Here is a 21,370-nt window from a genome sequence, read left to right on the forward strand (position 1 = left end):
TCACCCATCAATAAATACGTCTGCCAGCGCCTTATGGCAGAGCAGGAGCGACAGCCCTTCAAGATCTGCCCATACCGACTGACCATAATCCTGTTTGAGCGTAATTTCTGTACGCGTCAGTAACTGCACGGCCTGGCGAAGCTGTGCAGGATGGAGACGCTGCAACGCGTCGCCGATCATGGGGCGACGGTTTTGCCAGACCCGGTGTTTATCAAACAGCGCGCGTAACGGCGTATGCGCGGACTGACGTTTGAGATTTACCAGTAGCAGCAACTCTCGCTGGAGGGTGCGCAGCAGAATGACCGGCTCGCTGCCTTCAAGGCGTAGCTGTTGCAGAATATGCAGCGCGCGTTTGCTTTTCCCCATCAGTAACGCATCCACCCAGTGGAAAGGGGTAAAGTGGGCGGCGTCATTGACGGCCTGCTCCACGCGAGGAAGCGTTAACTTACCGTCAGGCCAAAGCAGCGACAGTCGTTCCAGCGCCTGCGCCAGCGCCAACAGATTGCCCTCATAGCAATAGCACAGCAGTTGGTTCGCGGCGTCATCCAGTTGCAAATTCTGTGCTTTCGCTCTGGCGGCCACCCAGCGGGGAAGCTGCGCCTGCTCCGGCGTCTGACAACTGACCTGAACGCTACGGTCTGCCAGCGCGGTATACCAGGCGGCGTTTTCCTGCGCTTTGGTGAGTTTGTTTCCGCGTACTATTAATAACAGGTCGTCATGCAGCAGCTCGCTCAGCGTGGCGAGTTGCTCATTCATTGCCGCGTTAGGCCCGTTTTCCGGCAGTTGCAGCACCAGCGTTTGACGGCTGGCGAACAGGCTCATCGCCTGGCAGAGTGAGAAAAGCGATCCCCAGTCGGTACTGGGATCGAGAGTAAAAGCGTGGTGCTCTTCGAAGCCTTGCGACGCAGCCGCCAGACGAATAGCGTCCTGACTTTCCTGCAGCAGCAGCGGATCGTTGCCCAATAGCAGATATGCCGCACGCAGCCCTTCGTTGAGCTGCGCGCGGAGTTGTTCAGGATACAACCTGATCATTAGTTACTCAGCGTAGTGGAGACGCGTGCTGGCGTAGAGGCGGGCGCCGCCGTCTCATTGTCGGCGGTAGCCTCCTCTTTCGTCGCCTGAATATCCGCCGCGCGGACGCTGGTCAGCTTGCGAATCAGCTGTTCAGCGGCTTTGTCGTACATCTCCTGAACGATCATGGCCTGCTCGTTATCCTTCGCTAACGCCATCTGCGGGTTATCGAAGAACGAACGGTACACTTTCGTGCTGATAGGATAGATGTCATGGCCCGGAATCAATACCGAGGCATTGACGGTCATCACCATCTGATATTCCGCCGTCTGGCCATCCTGGAACACTGACGCCGTATCCTGCGAAATAGTCACCGTTCCAAGCCGCAGAGACGGAACGTCTTTGCGCGTTGTGTCTTTATCAAGCAGGTTTACGTTATTCAGCCGTAACTGATTACGTACCGCACGACTTAGCGGACCGTTCGGATCGCCGGAATCGAGGATCATCGTTTTCATTGAAGCCGGAACCTGCGTAGTGCTACGCAGATGCCAGCCGCATCCGGCGGTGACCAGCACCGCCAGAGATAACAACAGTGTTACCAGATATCGCACGCTTCCTCCCGCGCTTAGCCAACAACCAGATTGAGGAGTTTACCCGGAACGTAAATCACTTTACGCACGGTAACGCCATCAAGATATTTTGCCACCAGATGTTCCTGGCCTGCACGTTCACGCACCTGTTCTTCGGTGGCATCCACCGCAACGGTGATCTTACCGCGAACTTTACCGTTAACCTGCACGACAACCAGCGTGGTGTTTTCCACCATTGCCTGCTCGTCGGCAACCGGCCACGGCGCGTTGTCGATATCGCCTTCGCCGCCCAGTTCCTGCCACAAGGTAAAGCAGACGTGCGGGGTGAACGGGTTAAGCATACGCACGACGGCCTGCAGCGCTTCCTGAAGCAGTGCGCGGTCTTGTTCGCCTTCCTGCGGGGCTTTCGCCAGTTTGTTCATCAACTCCATGATCGCCGCAATGGCGGTGTTGAACGTCTGACGGCGGCCGATATCATCGGTCACTTTGGCAATGGTTTTATGCACATCGCGACGCAGCGCTTTTTGATCTTCGCTCAGCGCATCGACGTTCAGCGCCGCGACAGGACCTTTAGCGGTGTGTTCGTAAACCAGCTTCCAGACGCGTTTAATAAAGCGGTTTGCGCCTTCTACGCCGGACTCCTGCCATTCCAGAGTCATATCCGCCGGAGAAGCGAACATCATAAACAGGCGTACCGTGTCCGCGCCATAACGTTCAACCATTACCTGCGGGTCGATACCGTTATTTTTCGACTTGGACATTTTACTCATGCCAGTGTAGACCAGCTCATGACCCGCTGCGTCTTTTGCTTTGACGATGCGGCCTTTTTCATCGCGCTCGACGATAGCGTCAACTGGCGAAACCCAGTTACGTTCGCCGTTCTCGCCGACATAATAGAACGCATCCGCCAGCACCATGCCCTGACACAGCAACTGCTTAGCCGGCTCGTCAGAGGTGACCATGCCCGCATCGCGCATCAGCTTATGGAAGAAGCGGAAGTAGAGCAGGTGCATGATGGCATGTTCAATACCGCCGATGTAGATGTCGACCGGCAGCCAGTAGTTTGCCGCTTTCGAATCCAGCATTCCTTCCTGATACTGCGGGCAGGTGTAACGCGCGTAGTACCATGACGATTCCATAAAGGTGTCGAAGGTGTCGGTTTCACGCAGCGCCGGCATACCGTTAACGGTAGTTTTCGCCCACTCAGGATCGGCCTTGATCGGGCTGGTGATGCCGTCCATGACGACATCTTCCGGCAAAATAACCGGCAGTTGATCTTCCGGCGTCGGCAGCACGGTGCCATCTTCCAGGGTGACCATCGGGATCGGCGCGCCCCAGTAACGCTGACGGGAAACGCCCCAGTCACGCAGACGATAGTTCACTTTACGTTCGCCGACGCCTTTTTCCGCCAGTTTATCGGCAATGGCATTAAACGCCGCTTCAAAGGCCAGACCGTCGAACTCGCCGGAGTTAAACAGCACGCCTTTTTCGGTCAGCGCCTGTTCGGAAAGATCCGGCTCGGAACCGTCGGCGGCCAGAATCACCGGCTTGATGGTCAAACCGTATTTGGAGGCAAATTCGTAGTCGCGCTGATCGTGACCCGGAACGGCCATCACCGCGCCAGTGCCGTACTCCATCAGGACAAAGTTTGCCGCCCAGACCGGGATCTCTTCGCCAGTTAACGGATGAATCGCTTTATAGCCGGTGTCGACGCCTTTTTTCTCCATGGTCGCCATTTCGGCTTCGGCCACTTTGGTGTTACGGCATTCGTCGATGAACGCCGCCAGCTCGGCGTTGTTCGCCGCCGCTTTTTGCGCCAGCGGATGACCGGCGGCCACCGCCAGGTAAGTGGCGCCCATAAAGGTATCCGGACGGGTGGTATAGACGGTCAGGGTGTTATCGTAACCCTTCACATCGAAGGTGATTTCCACGCCTTCAGAGCGGCCAATCCAGTTGCGCTGCATCGTTTTTACGGTATCAGGCCAGTGGTCCAGCTTATCCAGATCGCGCAACAGCTCGTCTGCGTAAGCGGTGATTTTGATAAACCACTGTGGGATCTCTTTACGCTCAACTTTGGTGTCGCAGCGCCAGCAGCAGCCGTCGATCACCTGTTCGTTGGCGAGAACGGTCTGATCGTTTGGGCACCAGTTAACGGCAGAAGTCTTCTTGTACACCAGGCCTTTTTTATACAGCTCGGTGAAGAATTTCTGTTCCCAACGGTAGTATTCCGGGGTGCAGGTCGCGATTTCACGGCTCCAGTCATAGCCAAAACCCAGCGTTTTGAGCTGGTTTTTCATGTACGCGATGTTGTCGTACGTCCACGGCGCCGGCGCGGTGTTGTTCTTCACCGCCGCGCCTTCCGCCGGCAGGCCGAAGGCGTCCCAGCCGATTGGCTGCAGCACGTTTTTGCCCAGCATGCGCTGGTAGCGGGCAACCACGTCGCCGATGGTGTAGTTACGTACGTGGCCCATGTGTAGTCGGCCAGAAGGATAGGGAAGCATCGACAGGCAGTAATACTTCTCTTTGCTCTCGTCTTCGGTCACTTCAAATGTGCGCTTCTCATCCCAGTGAAGCTGTACTTTGGATTCTATCTCTTCCGGGCGGTATTGCTCTTGCATGGCAGCCAGTAGTCCTGTTTTCGATACAGCTACAAATGTAGCTTTAGAGGTGGTGTTTAGATCCGCATAGCATAGCCCAAACACGCACGTCAAAACAGGGGGTAGAACATTTGTCGCGCCAGGCGTCCGTGAGGAGGTGACGCAAAATGCGACACGACTGAGGCAAATTACCGCAGTTCCTGTCACCGCCAGATCGGCCTGTAAAAATAAAGTCATATAAACCATGCAGTTAAAAAATGGCACGCCTTTTGATTAGGGAAGACAGGACTAAAGCAAAGGAGTTAATCGTGAAAAAAAATGCAGTGGTGATTCACCCTCAGGATTGCGTCGCGACGGCTATTACGGCGCTCAAAGCCGGCGAAACCGCCACAATGTTCGTTGGCGAACGCGAGATAAGCGTTGTGTTACATCAGGATGTGCCATTTGGCCACAAATTCGCCATCTGCGATGTGCCTTTTCATGGCGAAGTTTATAAATATGGCGAATCCATTGGCCGCGCCACTCAGGAAATAAAAAGTGGCGACTATGTGCACGTCCACAATGTGGAAAGCGAACGCGGACGTGGTGACTGGAAATAATATAAAACAAGGGAAAATGATTATGAGCAATGAGACTTTTTTGGGTTTCCGCCGCCCTGACGGCCGTTTTGGCATCCGTAATTATGTACTGATTTTACCTACCAGCGTTTGTGCAAATAAAGTTGCCCAGGATATTGCCCGGCAGGTAAAAGGCGCGACATGGGTGAATAACGATTTTGGCTGCTGCCAGGTGGCAGGCGATGCGCGTCTGACGGAAAAGACATTGATTAATGTGGCGAATAATCCCAACGTCGGCGCTATTGTGGTTGTGGGCTTAGGCTGTGAAGGCGCGGAGCCGCTGCGCATCGCAGAAGAGATTACCGCATTTGGCAAACCGACTTCCTGCATTACCATTCAGGAAGAGGGCGGCACGCTTAAATGTCAGGCCAGGGGGATTTCGCTGGCCCGCGACTATGCGCAACAACTCTCCATGCAAAAACCGCAGCAAGCACCGGTTAGCGAGCTGCTGCTGGCGATGGAGTGCGGCGGGTCAGATACGACATCGGGGCTGGCGTCTAACCCTTCCTGCGGGGTCGCCTCGGATAAGCTGATACGCTGCGGCGGAAGCTCAATTCTTTCTGAAACGACGGAATTTATTGGCGCCGAGCATGTGATGGCGAAACGCGCGGTGACGCCGGAGGTTGGTCAACAGCTCATTGATTTAGTGGTCGGCTGCGAGGCGCGAGCAAAAGCGCTGGGCGAGGATATTCGCGGGGGACAGCCGACGCCGGGCAATATTAAAGGCGGGTTGACTACCATTGAAGAAAAATCGTTAGGCTGTATGCATAAAGCGGGTCATGCGCCGCTACAGGGCGTACTGGAATATGCCGATAGTCCAACGCATCCGGGCCTGTGGATTATGGATACCCCAGGGCAGGATATTGAATCTATTTCCGGCATGGTGGCGGGTGGAGCGCAGATCGTTATTTTTACTACCGGTCGCGGAACGCCTGCCGGTAACCCAATAGCGCCGGTAATAAAAATTACGGGTAATAAAGCAACGTGGGAAATGATGCAGGACAATATTGATATTGATGTGTCCGCCATTATGTCTGGCGAGGCTTCTATTACGCAAATGGGCGAGGAAATTTATCAGGAAATTTTACGCGTCGCGAATGGGAAAACGACTAAATCAGAAGATTTAGGTCATAACGAATTCTCTATTTATAAGATCGCGCCGACGTTCTGATACCAAATCGGGCAGCACAAGCTGTCCGGTTATCTTCTGGGAATAAGCTATGAAAATTAAAAAAACACTGGAACGTTTTCCTGGTGGTATGATGGTTGTACCGTTAATCATCGGCGCATTGTTTAAAACTTTTGCGCCGGAGGCGCTGGAAATAGGCGGTTTTGTCACCTCTATTTCGCATGGCGCAATGGCGATTTTAGGCATGTTTTTAGTCTGTATGGGCGCGGATATCCAGTTTAAAGCCGCGCCGAAAGCGCTGAAAAAAGGCGCTGCGATCACCTTTGCGAAATTTGCCAGCGGCGTGATTATTGGCATTCTGGTCGGGAAATTTTGCGGCCCGGATGGGTTATTAGGTCTGTCGGCTTTAGCGATTATTTCGGCGATGACCAACTCGAACAGTGGGTTATATGCCGCGTTGGTGGGGGAGTACGGCGATGAAACCGACGGCGGCGCGATTGCGGTAATATCGTTGAACGATGGTCCCTTTTTCACCATGCTGGCGTTAGGGTCGGCAGGCATGGTGTCGATACCCTTTATGAATCTGGTGGCGGTTATTATTCCCATTATTATTGGCATGATTTTGGGTAATCTGGATGAGGACATGCGCAAGTTTCTTAAACAGGGCAGCGTGGTAACGATTCCCTTTTTTGCCTTTGGGTTAGGATACGGTATTGATTTCGCAAGACTTATCACGGCAGGTTCTTCAGGCATTTTACTGGGACTCATGACGGTGGCGATTGGCGGATTTTTTAATATTTTCGCCGATCGTGTGACGGGAGGCAGCGGCGTGGCAGGCGCGGCGGTATCCACCACCTCTGGCAACGCCGTCGCGACGCCAGCGGCAATCGCGCTGCTCGATCCGCATTTTACTGACCTGGCGTCGACGGCGGCGGCGCAGGTGGCGGCCTCGACGATTATTACCGCTCTGTGCGCCCCCTTCCTGACCGTATGGATAAAAAAACGCTACGATCGTAAACTGAACCCAGCCGCCGCAGGCGGTTAGCGTTTCGGCGGAAAATAAATCACGACGGGCGGTCTCGCCCGTTTATAAACCAACAGGATGGTGAGTGATGAATAAGACGAAAGATATAGCCGCATCTCCTCTCTGTTTTGTCTCTCCTTATCCGCAACTGGCAAAGGCTGCCGAGGCGCTGGTCGCGCAGTTGGATTACGCCGTCACTATTCATCAAACGACGCTTAATCGTATCCTGGATGAGCTACCTTTATTAGAGTCCCGTGGGCACCAGGTACTGATTAGTCGTGGCGGCTGTGCGGAAATATTAAAAAAGCACAGTAAATTACCGGTAGTCGAAATTAAAATGTCCGGCTACGACATTCTTGATGCGCTTATCCCTTTTAAAGGACAAAAAGGCACTGTCGGTATTGTCGGCTTTTCCAGTGTGATCAAAGGATGCGCGCGCGTAGCGGAACAGTTAAATATTAACTATAAAATTTTTACCTTACAGGGAAATGATAAAGAAACGATTTCTTGCCTGAAGCGGCAATTAGCGTCCACGCCATTAGATTGCATTGTTGGCGATACCGTTTGTCAGGATTATTTTTCACCGCTGGGCTCGCAATTCCGTTTGCTTGATTCCAGCCCCGCCTCAATAACCGAAGCTCTGGAAGAGGCCCGCTCATTATATCTGGCTTTTCGCAGCCAATTACTGGAGCGTCATCATCTGCAGCTGATTCTCGATCAGTTTGATAAAGCCGTTATCACGCTTGATGATACCGGCGCGTTACTGCATTACAATAAATATGCGAGCCAACTTTTTAAAATTAACGCCTCCGGTGAAATTTATGACGCGTCTTTTCTAAAACAGGTATTGCTCCAGGAGCGGCATACATTACGCGAGGGAAAAACCGTCAGCGCGAAAGTCGTCGATACGCCGCAAGGCGCGATGGTGGTTAATCTGTATCCGGTATTTGCGGCCAGACAGTTAAGCCGGGTGGTGTTGACGATGCAAACCGTCTCCAGTTTACAGGGGGCGGAACATCATGTTCGCCGCCAGGAACTGTCTCGCCGCGGCTTGAGCGCCCGCTATCATTTCGACGATCTGCTTACCGAAAACCCGGAAATGCTGCGTCGTCTGGCGATCATTAAAAATTATGCCGGTACGGACGCGACTATCTTAATTAATGGCGAAAGCGGGACGGGAAAAGAGGTGCTGGCGCAAAGTATTCATAATGCCAGCCAACGCGTCAACGGCCCGTTTGTCGCCATTAACTGCGGCGCGATGGCCCCTCAGATTCTGGAGAGCGAACTCTTTGGCTATGTCGCCGGCGCATTTACCGGCGCGTCGCCGAAAGGCAAAATAGGCCTGTTTGAATTAGCGCACCACGGTACCATTTTTCTGGATGAGATTAGCGAACTGGATAAACCGCTACAGACGCGCTTATTACGGGTATTGCAGGAGCGGCAGATTATGCGGCTGGGCTCAGACCAGATGATACCTGTTGATATTCGCGTGATTGCGGCGACCAATCAGACGTTAACGAAGCTCATTGCGGACGGGACATTTCGCGAAGATCTTTACTATCGGCTTAACGTATTAAAAGTGACCACCATCCCGCTACGCAAACGTCCGGAGGATATCAAAGCCATCGGCCTGTCGCTGCTTACTAGTTTCAGCCAGCATTATAAACGCCCGGCACTAACGTTAACCCCGGCGCTGTGGCAAGAGCTTCAGCGCTTCGCCTGGCCCGGAAACGTCAGGCAGTTAAGCAATATTATCGAACGGCTGGTGCTCTCTATTGATCACTCCCCGGCAACGCTGGATGAGGGCCGCCTCTTGTTGGACGATCTGGAAGAGGGGAGCCGACGCGAGCCAAGTACCTGCCACGACTGCCAGATGTTGGCTGGCGATTATAAAACGATTCGCCTGCGTATTTTGAGAAAATTATTAGAGGCGGAAAGGGATAATAAATCGTTAGTGGCGAAACGGTTAAATGTCGATCGTACCTCGCTGACGCGCTGGATACGTGAGTCGGCCTGACAAGAATTTACAGACTCTGTGGGCAGCCTTGCAAAGCGTAACGCAAATAACGTCTATTATTATAGGCAGTTAACGATCCAAGAGGTGAAGTGATGAACAAGGTTGCTCAATATTACCGTGAACTGGTGGCCTCATTAAGCGAGCGTTTACGCAATGGCGAGCGCGACATTGATGCGCTGGTGGAGCAGGCGCGCCAGCGCGTGATGCAAACAGGGGAGTTAACGCGAACCGAGGTGGACGAACTGACGCGCGCTGTCAGACGCGATCTGGAAGAGTTCGCCATGAGCTACGAAGAGAGCCAGGAAGATAGCGTCTTCTTGCGGGTGATTAAAGAGAGTCTCTGGCAGGAACTGGCGGATATTACCGATAAAACCCAGCTGGAGTGGCGTGAAGTCTTCCAGGATTTGAATCACCACGGCGTGTATCACAGCGGCGAAGTGGTGGGATTGGGGAATCTGGTGTGTGAGAAGTGCCACTATCATCTGGCGGTTTACACGCCGGATGTGCTGCCGCTCTGCCCGAAGTGTGGTCATGACCAGTTTCAGAGAAGACCGTTTGAGCCGTGAGTGGAAGAGCGCTGGTGCGTCTTATCCGGCCTACCAAAAATCGTTCACGTAGGCCGGATATGGCGAAGCTGCCATCCGGCAAATATTACGCGTAAAACTTCAGCCGTTCCGCCAGTAAATCGACAAATCCCTGGCGGTCTACATCGACCATCACCGTCGCATTCGGCTTATTCCCCGTCAGGAAATAATAATCCACCACCGTCATCCCCTGGGTGTATTTCCCCTGGGTTTCCACGCCGACCCAACGCTCAACGGTGGTGAAAATCTCGGGCTTGAGCAGCCAGGCGATGGTGCACGGGTCGTGCAGCGGTGCGCCGACAAATCCCCATTTTTCGTCTTTGTGGTACTCCATAAAGAAGTCCAGCAGTTCGGCGACGATGGTGGAAATCGGGTTACCGATGGCGCGAAAGCGTTCGATATCGGCGGCGTGAATCTGTGCCTTATGAGTGACGTCCAGCCCGGCCATCACCACCGGAATGCCTGACTGGAAGACAATTTCTGCCGCTTCCGGGTCGACGTAAATATTAAATTCCGCAGCGGGCGTCCAGTTACCCAGCGCCATCGCGCCGCCCATGATCACAATGCGGGCGATTTTCGTATGCAGTTCCGGATGGCTATTCAGCAGCAGCGCCACGTTGGTCTGTGGGCCAGTGGAGACGATGGTGACCGGTTGTGCGCTCTCGCGCAGCGTTTTTGCCATCAGCTCAACGGCAGTGCCGCTTTGCGGGGCGAATGACGGCTCGGGCAGCGCCGGGCCGTCGAGGCCGCTTTCGCCGTGAACGTTATCGGCGATAATCAGTTCGCGCATGAGAGGTTTCACCGCGCCGCCCGCCACCGGAATATCCGGGCGTTTGAGCAGTGTCAGCATCCGCAGCACGTTGCGCAGGGTCTTCTCCGGCGTCTGGTTGCCGGCGGAAGAGGTGATCGCTTTCACTTCCAGTTCAGGGGAGGCGAGGGCGAGAACGAGGGCGATCGCGTCATCATGACCCGGATCGCAATCAATAATAATGGGCAGTGCCATTGTGGCTCCTTGTAAGCGGTACTTTGTGACAAGGTTAACGCCCGGCTGGATACGTTTCGAGAAGCGAAGCGGTAAAGCGTGAGATAGCGCGCACTCTGACGTGCGCGCCGGGAAGATTAGTGCAGGATTTTCGCAAGGAAGTCTTTTGCGCGATCGGAACTGGGGTTAGCGAAGAACTCCTCTTTTGGCGAATCTTCGACGATTTTACCTTCATCCATAAAGATCACCCGGTTAGCCACTTTACGGGCAAAGCCCATTTCGTGCGTCACCACCATCATGGTCATCCCTTCGTTCGCCAGCTCGACCATCACGTCCAGTACCTCGTTGATCATTTCCGGATCGAGCGCGGAAGTCGGTTCATCGAATAACATGGCAATGGGGTCCATGCACAGCGCACGGGCGATGGCGACACGCTGCTGCTGACCGCCGGAAAGCTGCGCCGGGAACTTGTTGGCATGTGCAGACAGGCCAACGCGCTCCAGCAGCTTCAGGCCTTTATCGCGGGCGGCGGCCTTATCGCGTTTCAGCACTTTCACCTGCGCCAGCGTCAGGTTTTCGATGATCGACAGGTGGGGAAACAGCTCGAAGTGCTGGAATACCATACCCACGCGGGAACGCAGTTTCGCCAGATCGGTTTTTTTGTCGTTCACAATAATGCCGTTAACGGTAATTTCGCCTTTTTGCACCGGTTCCAGACCGTTGACGGTCTTAATTAGCGTGGATTTACCGGAACCCGATGGCCCGCAGACTACCACCACCTCACCTTTTTTCACTTCTGTTGAACAATCGGTCAGCACCTGAAAGTGACCATACCATTTTGAAACATTTTTCAGGGTAATCATTAAACTGTCCTTTTCTTCAAATAGCTGACCAGCAACGACGCGCTCAGGCTGATAACAAAATAAACGGCGCCGGCGAACAGAATCATTTCGACCTGAGTACCGTCACGCTCGCCGATAGTCGACGCGGTGCGGAAGAAGTCCGCCAGGCTGAGTACATAAACTAAAGAGGTGTCCTGAAATAGCACGATGCCCTGCGTAAGCAACAGCGGCACCATCGCCCGAAACGCCTGCGGCAGAATAATGAGCTTCATCGATTGCCAGTGGGTCATCCCCAACGCCAGCGCGGCGCTGGACTGCCCGCGGGAAATACTTTGAATACCGGCGCGAATAATCTCGGAATAGTAGGCCGCTTCAAACATAGAGAATGCCACCATCGCGGAGATCAGGCGGATATCGGTTTTCGGCGATAGTCCCAGCACGTTTTGCAGAAAGCCGGGTACAATCAGATAGAACCACAGCAAGACCATCACCAACGGGATGGAACGAAAAACGTTAACATACGCTTTAGCAAACCAGGCGATAGGGGCAAAGCTTGAGAGGCGCATGACGGCCAGAATGGTTCCCCAGACTATCCCCACGACAACGGCGGTGACGGTGATCTTCAGCGTGATGACCAACCCGGCCAGCAGGTAAGGCAGTGAGGGGATAATCGAACTCCAGTCAAATTCGTACATTATTTGCTCCCCACGTTGCCCGGCAGGCGGACTTTGCGTTCAACCAGGCTCATGACCAGCATGATAACGGCGTTAATCAGCACATAGGCCAGCGTAATGGCCGTGAAGGATTCCCAGGCGTGCGCCGAGTAATCCAACAGTTTGCCTGCCTGCGCTGCCATATCCACCAGACCAATGGTTGACGCGATGGCCGAGTTTTTCACCAGGTTCATCATCTCTGACGTCATTGGCGGTACGATAACGCGATAGGCATTCGGCAGCAGGACATAGCGATAAGCCTGCGGCAGCGTTAGCCCCATCGCCAGCGCCGCGTTCTTCTGCCCGCGAGGCAGAGACTGAATCGCGGCGCGCACCTGTTCGCAAACGCGGGCGGCGGTAAACAGTCCCAGACAGATCATTGAGGAGAGGAAAAACTGAATATTGGGATCGAGTTCCGCCTTAAACCACATGCCAAGATCTTCCGGCAACAGTTCTGGCACCACCAGGTACCAGGTGAAGAATTGCACGATCAGCGGCACGTTACGGAACAGTTCTACGTACAACGTGCCCAGTCCGGAGAGAAAACGGTTGGGAACGGTACGTAAAATGCCGAAAATAGATCCTACCAGGAAAGCGATAATCCAGGCGGTAATCGAAAGGGCTACGGTGACCTGAAAACCACTCCATAGCCAGCCGAGATAGGTGGTATTGCCGAAGGGGGCTTCCTGTAAAAAAATACCCCAGTTCCAGTCTATTGACATACATCTACTCCGAAAAAAAAGGGTAGCAGCGCTACCCTCGAAGATTGTTGCCCGGCGATTTGCGGCTTCAGGCTCGATGGGGAACGACCATCAGGCTTATAGTCTGTCCGTGCTGAGCGACAATCGAGAGGACAGGAGTCCCGTCCCATTTAGTTTTAGTTAGTTAAGCGCTTTATCATTCGGTGCTTTGAACAGGGCTTTCATCTCGTCAGACAACTCGAAATTCATGTTCAGGTTTTTCGGTGGGATCGGATTTTTAAACCACTTATCAAACCACTTTTCCGCTTCGCCGGAGGTTTGCGCCTGGGCTATGGTATCGTCCATCAGCTTTTTAAACTCAGGGTCGTTTTTACGCAGCATACAGCCGTAGGCTTCCTGGGACTGCGGTTTACCGACAATCTCCCAGTTATCCGGTTTCTTGGCTTTGGCGCGCTCGCCGGCCAGCAGCGCGTCATCCATCATAAAGGCGACGGCGCGACCGCTTTCCAGGGTGCGGAACGAGTCACCGTGGTCTTTCGCGCTAATAATACGCATTCCCATCTTTTGCTCTTCGTTAAGCTTATGCAGCAGAATTTCAGAGGTCGTCCCGGAGGTGACGACGACCGCTTTGCCTTTCAGATCCGGGAAATCTTTAATATCGCCGCCTTTTTTAGTCAGCAGTCGCGTCCCGACGACGAAAATCGTATCGGAGAAGGCGGCCTGTTTCTGACGCTCAAGGTTGTTAGTCGTTGAACCACATTCAAAATCGAAGGTTCCGTTTTGCAACAGCGGAATACGGTTTTGCGAGGTGATCGGGATCAGCTTCACCTGCAGATCGGGCTTGTTAAGTTTCTTTTTTACCGCTTCCACAATGGCGTTGGAGTAGTCCTGAGAATAGCCGACCACTTTCTGCTGGTTGTCGTAATAAGAAAAGGGCACAGAAGATTCGCGATGCCCGACGACGATCACGCCATTTTTAGCGATCTTGTCCAGGGTGCTACCAGCGGCAGGCGCGCCATCTTCTGCGTGCGCAAGGCCCGCAGACAGTCCCATGACCAGCATTGCTGTGGTTAGCTTACGTAATTGCATATCCAACTCCTTTCTCATCTGCGCCGTCGACGCATTGATAGCTATTGTGATGTTGTTATTGCCTGCAACTTGCGCGTGCAGTGTTATGTGTGTTTGTTAACATTTAGTGTGGCTTGTTGTAAATATTTTGCTGCGATATTGTTTATTTTTGCGAAGTGCGCCGCACCGTTCAGAGGCAAAAATCCTACATTGCACCGTTCAGGTGCTACCGATGATCGATTTTGGTGCGACCAGGTTGCACAAGCAGCCAGAACAGGTTTGCCATGTTTAACAAAGCAATAGACGTGCCAGAATGAGGGAAAAAGGAGGATTTTCAGGCCGGATAAATGAAGTGCTATCCGGCCTGGGGAGAGATTATTTCCGTCGTTGTCGCAGACTCATCACTACCGCGCCAAAAGCAAACAGCGCGGTCAGTACCCATAGCGGCCAGTTGCCGGTACGGGCATAGGGAGTTAACCCCGTGGTCGGCGTGACTTTGGTAGTCAGTACCTGGCGTGTGAACTGCGGGATCATCGCCTGGATTTCGCCCTGCGGGCCAATCACCGCCGTAATACCGTTATTAGTACTGCGCAGTAACGGACGCGCCAGCTCCAGCGAACGCATCCGCGCCATCTGGAAATGTTGCCACGGGCCAATGGACTTACCAAACCAGGCGTCGTTAGAAATCGTCAGCAGATAGTCGGTGTCCGGGCGGAAGTTATCCCGCACCTGTTCGCCAAGAATAATTTCATAACAGATTGCCGCCGTCAGCTTATAGTCGTGCGCATGTAACTGCGGCTGGATATAAGGGCCGCGGCTAAAGGAGGACATGGGCAGATCGAAGAACGGCGCCAGCGGACGCAGGATAGACTCCAGCGGAACGAACTCGCCAAAGGGCACAAGGTGATTTTTATTGTAGCGATTGGGCGAGTCATAACTGTATGGATTATCCTTGCCCAACGTAATAATCGTATTGTAGGTGTCGTATCGATTCTGTTTATTGAGACGCGCATCGACAATACCGGTGATCAGCGTGCTATTTTTTTCGCGTAACGTCTCGTCCAGCGAACGAAGGAAAGGCTGCTGATTGATTTCGAGATCCGGAATCGCCGACTCAGGCCAGATAATAATCTGTGATTTGCCTAACTCTGGGCGAGTTTCGTTGAGATAAATTTTTAGCGTATTCAGTAGCTGGTTTTCGTCCCACTTCAGCGACTGCGGAATATCGCCCTGCACCAGCGATACCTGGGTCGCTTTGGCCGGTTCCAGCGTAAACCACTGGATATAACGTAGCGGAAAGGGCAAAGCAAACAGAATCACGGCGACAGCCAGCGGACGCCAGTTCCGCGTCGCCAGTGCCAGCGCTAACAGGCCGCTGACCATCATCAGCAGGAAGTTGATCGCTTCGACGCCCATTACCGGCGCCAGGCCTTTTAGCGGACCGTCGACCTGACTATAGCCAAATTGCAGCCAGGGGAAGCCGGTCAGCACCCAGCCGCGTAAAAATTCGGTGATTTGCCATATTGCAGGCGCGGCGATAGCGACGCGCAGCCAGTTGGTTTTTGGCCACAGGCGCGACAAAATCCCGGCAAACAGTCCGGTATACAGCGAGAGATAAGCTGCAAGCAGCACCACCAGAAAAACGTTAACCGGGCCCGGCATGCCGCCAAACTGCGCGATACTGACATAAACCCAGTTAATCCCGCTACCGAAAAGTCCGAGTCCCCAGCAATAGCCGATGGCGGCAGACTGGAGCGGGCGGCGATTAAACGTTAAGGCCTGCAGCCCGATAAGCGACACTATCGCTGCGGGCCAGACGTCATACGGAGAGAAAGCCAGTGTTCCGCAGGCGCCGAATAATAACGCCAGCAGCAGGCGAATACGCTGGCGTTCAATTAACGAGGCAAATGCCATTTTTAGTCCACTATTGCTGTTATTCGTCCAGTTTTGGCTGGGGCGAGTCATCCGGGATCCTGACATGCACCTGAATAATACGACGACTATCGGCCATCGCCACTTTGAACTGGTAACCATCAATGTCGATGGTTTCGCCGCGGGCCGGTAAATGGCCGAACGCCTGCATCACCAGTCCGCCGATGGTATCGACTTCTTCATCGCTGAAGTGGGTGCCGAAAGCGTCGTTGAAGTCTTCAATCGACGCCAGCGCGCGAATCGTCCAGGTATGGCGGCTAAGCTGACGGAAGTCGATATCGTCTTCTTCGTCATACTCATCTTCAATTTCACCGACAATCAGTTCGAGGATGTCTTCGATAGTCACCAGGCCGGAAACGCCGCCAAACTCATCGATAACGATGGCCATATGGTAGCGCTGGGAGCGGAATTCCTTGAGCATACGGTCAACCCGTTTGCTTTCCGGTACGACAACCGCGGGGCGTAACACTTTGTCCATGCTGAAGGCTTCGGCATCGCTGCGCATAAACGGCAGCAAATCTTTGGCCATCAGAATCCCTTCAATGTGATCTTTATCTTCGCTGATCACCGGAAAACGCGAGTGGGCGGACTCGATGATAACATCGAGACATTCGTCCAGCGTCTGGTTGCGTTTTAGGGTAATCATCTGGGAGCGCGGGATCATAATATCGCGAACGCGCTGGTCGGCGATGTCCATTACGCCTTCGAGCATATCGCGCGTATCTTCATCGATAAGCTCGTTCTGCCCGGAATCACGGATCAGCGCCAGCAACTCATCACGGTTTTTAGGTTCACCGTGGAAAAGCTGGCTGAGTAGCAGGGAAAAAAATCCCTTTTTACTGTTTACTGTGTCACTACTGTGTGAATTGTCGTCGCTCATGGCGTCGTATGGGTTCTCATGTTAGTTAATACAAAGCTCGTCATGCGTATACTCAGCTGTGACGGCATGTTTTGCCTGATGGCGCTACGCTTATCAGGCCTACAAAAGGCATGAATGTAGGCCGGATAAGGCGCAAGCGCCGCCATCCGGCAAGCTACTATTCTGCAATCTTCTCGGCAATGTACGGATCCTCATAGCCCATAGCAAGCATAATCTCCGTTTCGAGAGACTCCATCTCTTCCGCTTCGTCATCGTCGATATGATCGTAACCCAGCAAATGCAGGCTACCGTGCACGACCATGTGCGCCCAGTGCGCCTCCAGCGGCTTGCTCTGTTCCTGCGCTTCCTGCTCCACGACCTGACGGCAAATAATCAGATCGCCCAGTAGCGGCATTTCAATGCCGGGGGGCGCTTCAAACGGGAAGGAGAGAACATTAGTGGGTTTATCTTTCCCGCGGTACGTTAAATTAAGGTCGTGGCTTTCGGCCTCATCCACCAGACGGATTGTGACTTCCGCCTCTTCCTGAAACTGCGGAATAACGCCGTCCAGCCAGCGTTGAAACTGAGCTTCATCCGGCAGGCCCGCGTGGTTTTCACAGGCCAACTGTAAATCGAGGATCACCTGGCTCATTTCTGTTCCTGCTCCTGGGCTTCACGCTTACGCTCCGCCGCCAACGCCGCTTTGCGTTTTTGTTCGGCCTCTTCCCAGGCTTCATAGGCGTTAACAATGCGGGCAACGACCGGATGGCGCACCACGTCTTCGCTGTGGAAGAAGTTAAAGCTGATTTCATCGACTTCCGCCAGCACTTCAATGGCATGACGCAAGCCGGATTTGGTGTTGCGTGGCAGGTCAATCTGCGTCACGTCACCGGTGATCACCGCTTTCGAGTTAAAGCCGATACGCGTCAGGAACATCTTCATCTGTTCGATAGTGGTGTTCTGGCTTTCATCCAGAATGATAAAGGCGTCGTTTAATGTGCGTCCGCGCATATAGGCCAGCGGCGCGACTTCAATCACATTGCGCTCAATCAGCTTCTCGACTTTTTCAAAGCCGAGCATTTCGAACAGCGCGTCATACAGCGGACGCAGGTACGGGTCCACTTTCTGACTTAAATCGCCTGGCAGGAAGCCCAGTTTTTCGCCCGCTTCCACCGCCGGACGGGTCAGCAGAATACGGCGAATCTCCTGGCGCTCCAGGGCGTCTACCGCAGCGGCGACCGCAAGATAAGTTTTACCGGTACCCGCCGGGCCGACGCCAAAGGTAATATCGTGATCGAGAATATTGGCGATGTACTGCGCCTGGTTCGGGGTACGCGGTTTAATCACGCCGCGCTTAGTTTTGATATTAATAGCTTTGCCATAGTCAGGCACGCTTTCCGCGCTCTGTTCCAGCACCCGCGCTTCTTTGATCGCCAGATGAATTTGTTCCGGTTCGATATCCTGAGTCTGGCCGCGCATCGGTGCGGTATCGACATACAGACTTCGCAAAATATCTGTCGCCGCGGTCACGCAAATCGGACGACCGGTCAGTTTAAAGTGATTGTCACGGCGGTTGATTTCAATACCGAGACGACGTTCGAGCTGTTTAATATTGTCATCAAACGGCCCGCAAAGGCTCAACAGACGGGCGTTGTCTGCGGGCTCAAGGGTAATTTCGCGAGTGTCTATATTCAAACTGTTCCTCTTGTGTCTGTATCGCCGGACGCTGAACATTTACCGGCATCTAAGGAAATTATTCACGCCATAGGGAAAAGGCGCAAGCATTGCAATGAAGATGGGGATGAAGAGAGAAAATTGCAAGGCCCGTCGGGCGACAGGCCATGACCAGGAAGCCCGACAGGCGTAGCGCCATCGGGCATTATTGCCTTTCCTGCAGGATTAAGGCTGGTAGAATCCTACGCCCAGCTCATTTTCTTTACGGGTACGGGCAATGACGGACTCCGGCGTTTCGGCGACGCGCAGACCCATTTCATCTTCGGTACGCACCACTTTTCCGCGCAGGGAGTTCGGATAGACGTCAGTAATTTCCACATCGACAAACTTACCAATCATCTCCGGCGTGCCTTCAAAGTTCACCACCCGATTGTTTTCGGTACGGCCAGACAGTTCCATAATGTTTTTACGTGACGTGCCTTCCACCAGAATGCGCTGTGTCGTGCCGAGCATACGGCGGCTCCATGCCATCGCCTGCTGATTGATACGCTCTTGCAGAATATACAGACGCTGCTTCTTCTCTTCTTCCGGTACGTCATCAACCATATCGGCAGCCGGCGTTCCCGGACGCGCAGAGAAGATAAAGCTGTAGCTCATATCAAAGTTGACGTCGGCGATAAGCTTCATGGTTTTTTCGAAATCATCGGTAGTTTCGCCAGGGAAACCGACGATAAAGTCAGAGCTTATCTGAATGTCCGGCCGCGCCGCGCGCAGTTTACGGATGATTGCTTTATATTCCAGCGCAGTGTGGGTGCGCCCCATCAGATTCAACACGCGATCGGAACCGCTCTGTACCGGCAGATGCAGGAAACTGACCAGTTCCGGCGTATCGCGGTATACCTCGATAATATCGTCGGTGAACTCAATCGGATGGCTGGTGGTAAAGCGAATACGGTCAATGCCGTCGATGGCGGCAACCAGACGCAGCAGATCGGCAAAGGTACCGGTGGTGCCGTCGTAGTTTTCTCCGCGCCAGGCGTTAACGTTCTGGCCCAGCAGGTTGACCTCACGCACGCCCTGCGCCGCTAACTGGGCGATTTCGAACAGGATATCGTCTGAGGGACGGCTGACTTCTTCACCGCGGGTATACGGTACCACGCAGTAAGTACAATATTTATTGCAGCCTTCCATGATAGAAACGAAAGCGGTCGGGCCTTCTGCGCGCGGTTCCGGCAAACGGTCGAACTTCTCGATTTCCGGGAAGCTGATATCGACCACCGGGCTACGGTCGCCACGCACGGAGTTAATCATCTCCGGCAGGCGGTGTAAGGTTTGCGGGCCAAAAATAATGTCGACGTAATGGGCGCGTTGACGAATGTGCTCGCCTTCCTGGGAAGCCACGCAGCCGCCGACGCCGATAATCAGATCGGGATTTTTCTCTTTTAACAGTCTCCAGCGACCTAATTGATGGAAGACTTTTTCCTGAGCCTTCTCGCGGATTGAGCAGGTATTCAACAGCAGCACATCCGCCTCTTCCGCCACGTCGGTCAGTTGATAGCCGTGGGTGGCGTCCAGCAGATCGGCCATCTTCGATGAATCGTACTCGTTCATCTGACAGCCCCAGGTTTTAATATGGAGTTTTTTAGTCATCGACTTGCTCTTGCGAAATAGTGGCTGAAAAGCAGGGCGCATAGTGTAATGCTTTGGCGCGGTTGTGACCAGTATGACTGACGTCAGCCCTAATGGGTAAAAAATCCTGTAAACTTGTCTAAAACGTAACAGGATGAATGACCATGACAAATCAACCAACGGAAATTGCCATTGTCGGCGGGGGAATGGTCGGCGGCGCGCTGGCGCTGGGTCTGGCGCAGCAAGGGTTTACGGTGATGGTAATAGAACATGCCGCGCCTGCGCCGTTTGTGGCTGACAGCCAGCCTGACGTGCGGATTTCGGCCATTAGCGCGGCATCCGTGGCGCTGCTCAAGGGGCTGGGTGTTTGGGAGGCGGTGCAGGGGATGCGTAGCCATCCTTATCGGCGACTGGAGACCTGGGAGTGGGAAAACGCCCATGTGGTGTTCGACGCCGCTGAACTCAAGCTGCCGCTGTTAGGCTATATGGTAGAGAACAACGTCCTGCAACAGGCGCTGTGGCAGGCGCTGGAAACGCACCCCGGCGTGACGCTGCGCGTTCCGGCTTCACTGGCGGCATTGCACCGCCGCCACGATGGTTATGCGCTGGAACTGGCCGACGGCGAATGTATCACGCCGAAGTTAGTGATTGGCGCCGACGGCGCGAATTCGCAGGTTCGGCAAATGGCGGGAATTGGCATTCATGCTTGGCAATATGCGCAGTCGTGTATGCTTATCACCGTCAAGTGTGAAAATGCGCCAGGCGACAGCACCTGGCAGCAGTTTACGCCAACGGGGCCGCGCGCTTTTTTGCCGCTGTTCGACGATTGGGCGTCGCTGGTGTGGTATGACGCTCCGGCACGTATTCGCCAGCTGCAGGGTTTATCGATGACGCAATTGCAGGTGGAAATTAACCAGCACTTTCCGGCGCGTCTGGGGGCGGTGATGCCTGTCGCGGCGGGCGCGTTTCCGCTAACCCGTCGTCACGCGTTGCAGTATGTACAACCGGGGCTGGCGCTGGTAGGCGACGCGGCGCATACCATTCATCCGCTGGCCGGGCAGGGCGTCAACCTGGGGTATCGGGATGTTGATGCGTTGATTGATGTGCTGGCGAGTGCCCGTAGCTATGGCGAGTCCTGGGCCAGCCATTCGGTGTTGAAACGCTATCAGACGCGGCGCATGGCAGATAATTTTATGATGCAAAGTGGAATGGATCTGTTTTATGCCGGGTTCAGCAATGAATTGCCGCCGCTGCGTATTTTACGCAATATGGGGCTGATGGCGGCGCAGCGCGCAGGCGTGCTAAAACGTCAGGCGCTGAAGTATGCGTTGGGGTTGTAACCCGCTGAATGCCTTACCCGGTTTGTAAAAACGCTCAATTGCAGGTCGGGTAAGCGTATTG

At 53.9% G+C, this 21,370-nt stretch carries 19 protein-coding genes; 6 read left to right on the forward strand and 13 right to left on the reverse strand.

All coding sequences use genetic code 11. The features are described from left to right. Genes holA through leuS form a run of 3 tightly spaced genes read right to left on the reverse strand, consistent with a single transcriptional unit; the run spans position 1 to position 4,219 of the window. Positions 1-1,032, reverse strand: a complete 1,032-nt coding sequence (gene holA / locus ACLD4F_RS12700) for a DNA polymerase III subunit delta (protein WP_000620491.1) — start codon at positions 1,030-1,032, stop codon at positions 1-3. After that, positions 1,032-1,622: an LPS assembly lipoprotein LptE gene (gene lptE / locus ACLD4F_RS12705; protein WP_001269950.1), complete on the reverse strand. Its 591-nt coding sequence runs from the start codon at positions 1,620-1,622 to the stop codon at positions 1,032-1,034. Before lptE ends, holA begins: the two co-directional genes overlap by 1 nt. A gap of 14 nt (positions 1,623-1,636) precedes the next feature. Beyond that, positions 1,637-4,219 carry a leucine--tRNA ligase gene (gene leuS / locus ACLD4F_RS12710; RefSeq protein WP_001157916.1) on the reverse strand — a complete coding sequence of 861 codons (2,583 nt, stop codon included), beginning with the start codon at positions 4,217-4,219 and terminating at the stop codon, positions 1,637-1,639. 236 nt (positions 4,220-4,455) lie between these two features. Here leuS and ACLD4F_RS12715 point away from each other — a divergent pair, with 236 nt between their 5' ends. From ACLD4F_RS12715 to ACLD4F_RS12735, 5 genes are all read left to right on the forward strand, one after another. Then, on the forward strand, positions 4,456-4,797 hold the full coding sequence (locus ACLD4F_RS12715; protein ID WP_015632837.1) for a UxaA family hydrolase: 342 nt from the start codon (positions 4,456-4,458) through the stop codon (positions 4,795-4,797). Between the two features lie 16 nt (positions 4,798-4,813). Beyond that, positions 4,814-5,986 carry a UxaA family hydrolase gene (locus ACLD4F_RS12720; RefSeq protein WP_001670689.1) on the forward strand — a complete coding sequence of 391 codons (1,173 nt, stop codon included), beginning with the start codon at positions 4,814-4,816 and terminating at the stop codon, positions 5,984-5,986. A 49-nt stretch (positions 5,987-6,035) separates the two neighbouring features. Further along, positions 6,036-6,989, forward strand: a complete 954-nt coding sequence (locus tag ACLD4F_RS12725; protein WP_000694480.1) for a 2-keto-3-deoxygluconate permease — start codon at positions 6,036-6,038, stop codon at positions 6,987-6,989. A 67-nt stretch (positions 6,990-7,056) separates the two neighbouring features. After that, a complete protein-coding gene (locus tag ACLD4F_RS12730; protein WP_001044184.1) occupies positions 7,057-8,985 on the forward strand; it encodes a sigma-54 interaction domain-containing protein in 1,929 nt (642 codons plus the stop codon). A gap of 92 nt (positions 8,986-9,077) precedes the next feature. Continuing rightward, positions 9,078-9,551, forward strand: a complete 474-nt coding sequence (locus ACLD4F_RS12735; RefSeq protein WP_001044885.1) for a zinc ribbon-containing protein — start codon at positions 9,078-9,080, stop codon at positions 9,549-9,551. Positions 9,552-9,636: 85 nt separating this feature from the next. On the opposite strand, the gene rihA is transcribed toward ACLD4F_RS12735, so the two are convergent. The 10 genes from rihA to miaB form a co-directional block, all read right to left on the reverse strand. Further along, on the reverse strand, positions 9,637-10,572 hold the full coding sequence (gene rihA / locus ACLD4F_RS12740) for a pyrimidine-specific ribonucleoside hydrolase RihA (protein WP_080210053.1): 936 nt from the start codon (positions 10,570-10,572) through the stop codon (positions 9,637-9,639). A 116-nt stretch (positions 10,573-10,688) separates the two neighbouring features. Further along, the gene (gene gltL, locus ACLD4F_RS12745; protein ID WP_000631369.1) at positions 10,689-11,414 is read right to left on the reverse strand and encodes a glutamate/aspartate ABC transporter ATP-binding protein GltL; all 726 of its coding nucleotides are present in this window, start codon (positions 11,412-11,414) and stop codon (positions 10,689-10,691) included. Then, on the reverse strand, positions 11,414-12,088 hold the full coding sequence (gltK, locus tag ACLD4F_RS12750) for a glutamate/aspartate ABC transporter permease GltK (protein WP_000272799.1): 675 nt from the start codon (positions 12,086-12,088) through the stop codon (positions 11,414-11,416). Before gltK ends, gltL begins: the two co-directional genes overlap by 1 nt. Continuing rightward, positions 12,088-12,828, reverse strand: coding sequence for a glutamate/aspartate ABC transporter permease GltJ (gltJ, locus tag ACLD4F_RS12755; RefSeq protein ID WP_000020930.1), 741 nt, complete (start codon positions 12,826-12,828; stop codon positions 12,088-12,090). The genes gltK and gltJ overlap by 1 nt, the downstream gene beginning before the upstream one ends. A gap of 159 nt (positions 12,829-12,987) precedes the next feature. Beyond that, the gene (locus ACLD4F_RS12760) at positions 12,988-13,896 is read right to left on the reverse strand and encodes an amino acid ABC transporter substrate-binding protein (RefSeq protein WP_001518176.1); all 909 of its coding nucleotides are present in this window, start codon (positions 13,894-13,896) and stop codon (positions 12,988-12,990) included. Positions 13,897-14,250: 354 nt separating this feature from the next. After that, the gene (gene lnt / locus ACLD4F_RS12765) at positions 14,251-15,789 is read right to left on the reverse strand and encodes an apolipoprotein N-acyltransferase (protein WP_411010871.1); all 1,539 of its coding nucleotides are present in this window, start codon (positions 15,787-15,789) and stop codon (positions 14,251-14,253) included. Between the two features lie 19 nt (positions 15,790-15,808). After that, a complete protein-coding gene (corC, locus tag ACLD4F_RS12770; protein WP_001278612.1) occupies positions 15,809-16,687 on the reverse strand; it encodes a CNNM family magnesium/cobalt transport protein CorC in 879 nt (292 codons plus the stop codon). Positions 16,688-16,844: 157 nt separating this feature from the next. Then, positions 16,845-17,318 carry an rRNA maturation RNase YbeY gene (gene ybeY, locus ACLD4F_RS12775; protein ID WP_000084477.1) on the reverse strand — a complete coding sequence of 158 codons (474 nt, stop codon included), beginning with the start codon at positions 17,316-17,318 and terminating at the stop codon, positions 16,845-16,847. Further along, the gene (locus tag ACLD4F_RS12780; protein ID WP_001018045.1) at positions 17,315-18,361 is read right to left on the reverse strand and encodes a PhoH family protein; all 1,047 of its coding nucleotides are present in this window, start codon (positions 18,359-18,361) and stop codon (positions 17,315-17,317) included. Before ACLD4F_RS12780 ends, ybeY begins: the two co-directional genes overlap by 4 nt. Before the next feature lie 204 nt (positions 18,362-18,565). After that, positions 18,566-19,990 (reverse strand): tRNA (N6-isopentenyl adenosine(37)-C2)-methylthiotransferase MiaB, encoded by a 1,425-nt coding sequence (gene miaB / locus ACLD4F_RS12785; protein ID WP_001519200.1) that lies wholly within the window; start codon positions 19,988-19,990, stop codon positions 18,566-18,568. A 143-nt stretch (positions 19,991-20,133) separates the two neighbouring features. Here miaB and ubiF point away from each other — a divergent pair, with 143 nt between their 5' ends. After that, positions 20,134-21,309 carry a 3-demethoxyubiquinol 3-hydroxylase gene (ubiF, locus tag ACLD4F_RS12790; RefSeq protein WP_411010869.1) on the forward strand — a complete coding sequence of 392 codons (1,176 nt, stop codon included), beginning with the start codon at positions 20,134-20,136 and terminating at the stop codon, positions 21,307-21,309. Positions 21,310-21,370: the final 61 nt, after the last annotated feature.

It is taken from the genome of Salmonella sp. 741265050_HSA, from assembly GCF_046569445.1.
Lineage (GTDB): Bacteria > Pseudomonadota > Gammaproteobacteria > Enterobacterales > Enterobacteriaceae > Salmonella > Salmonella enterica.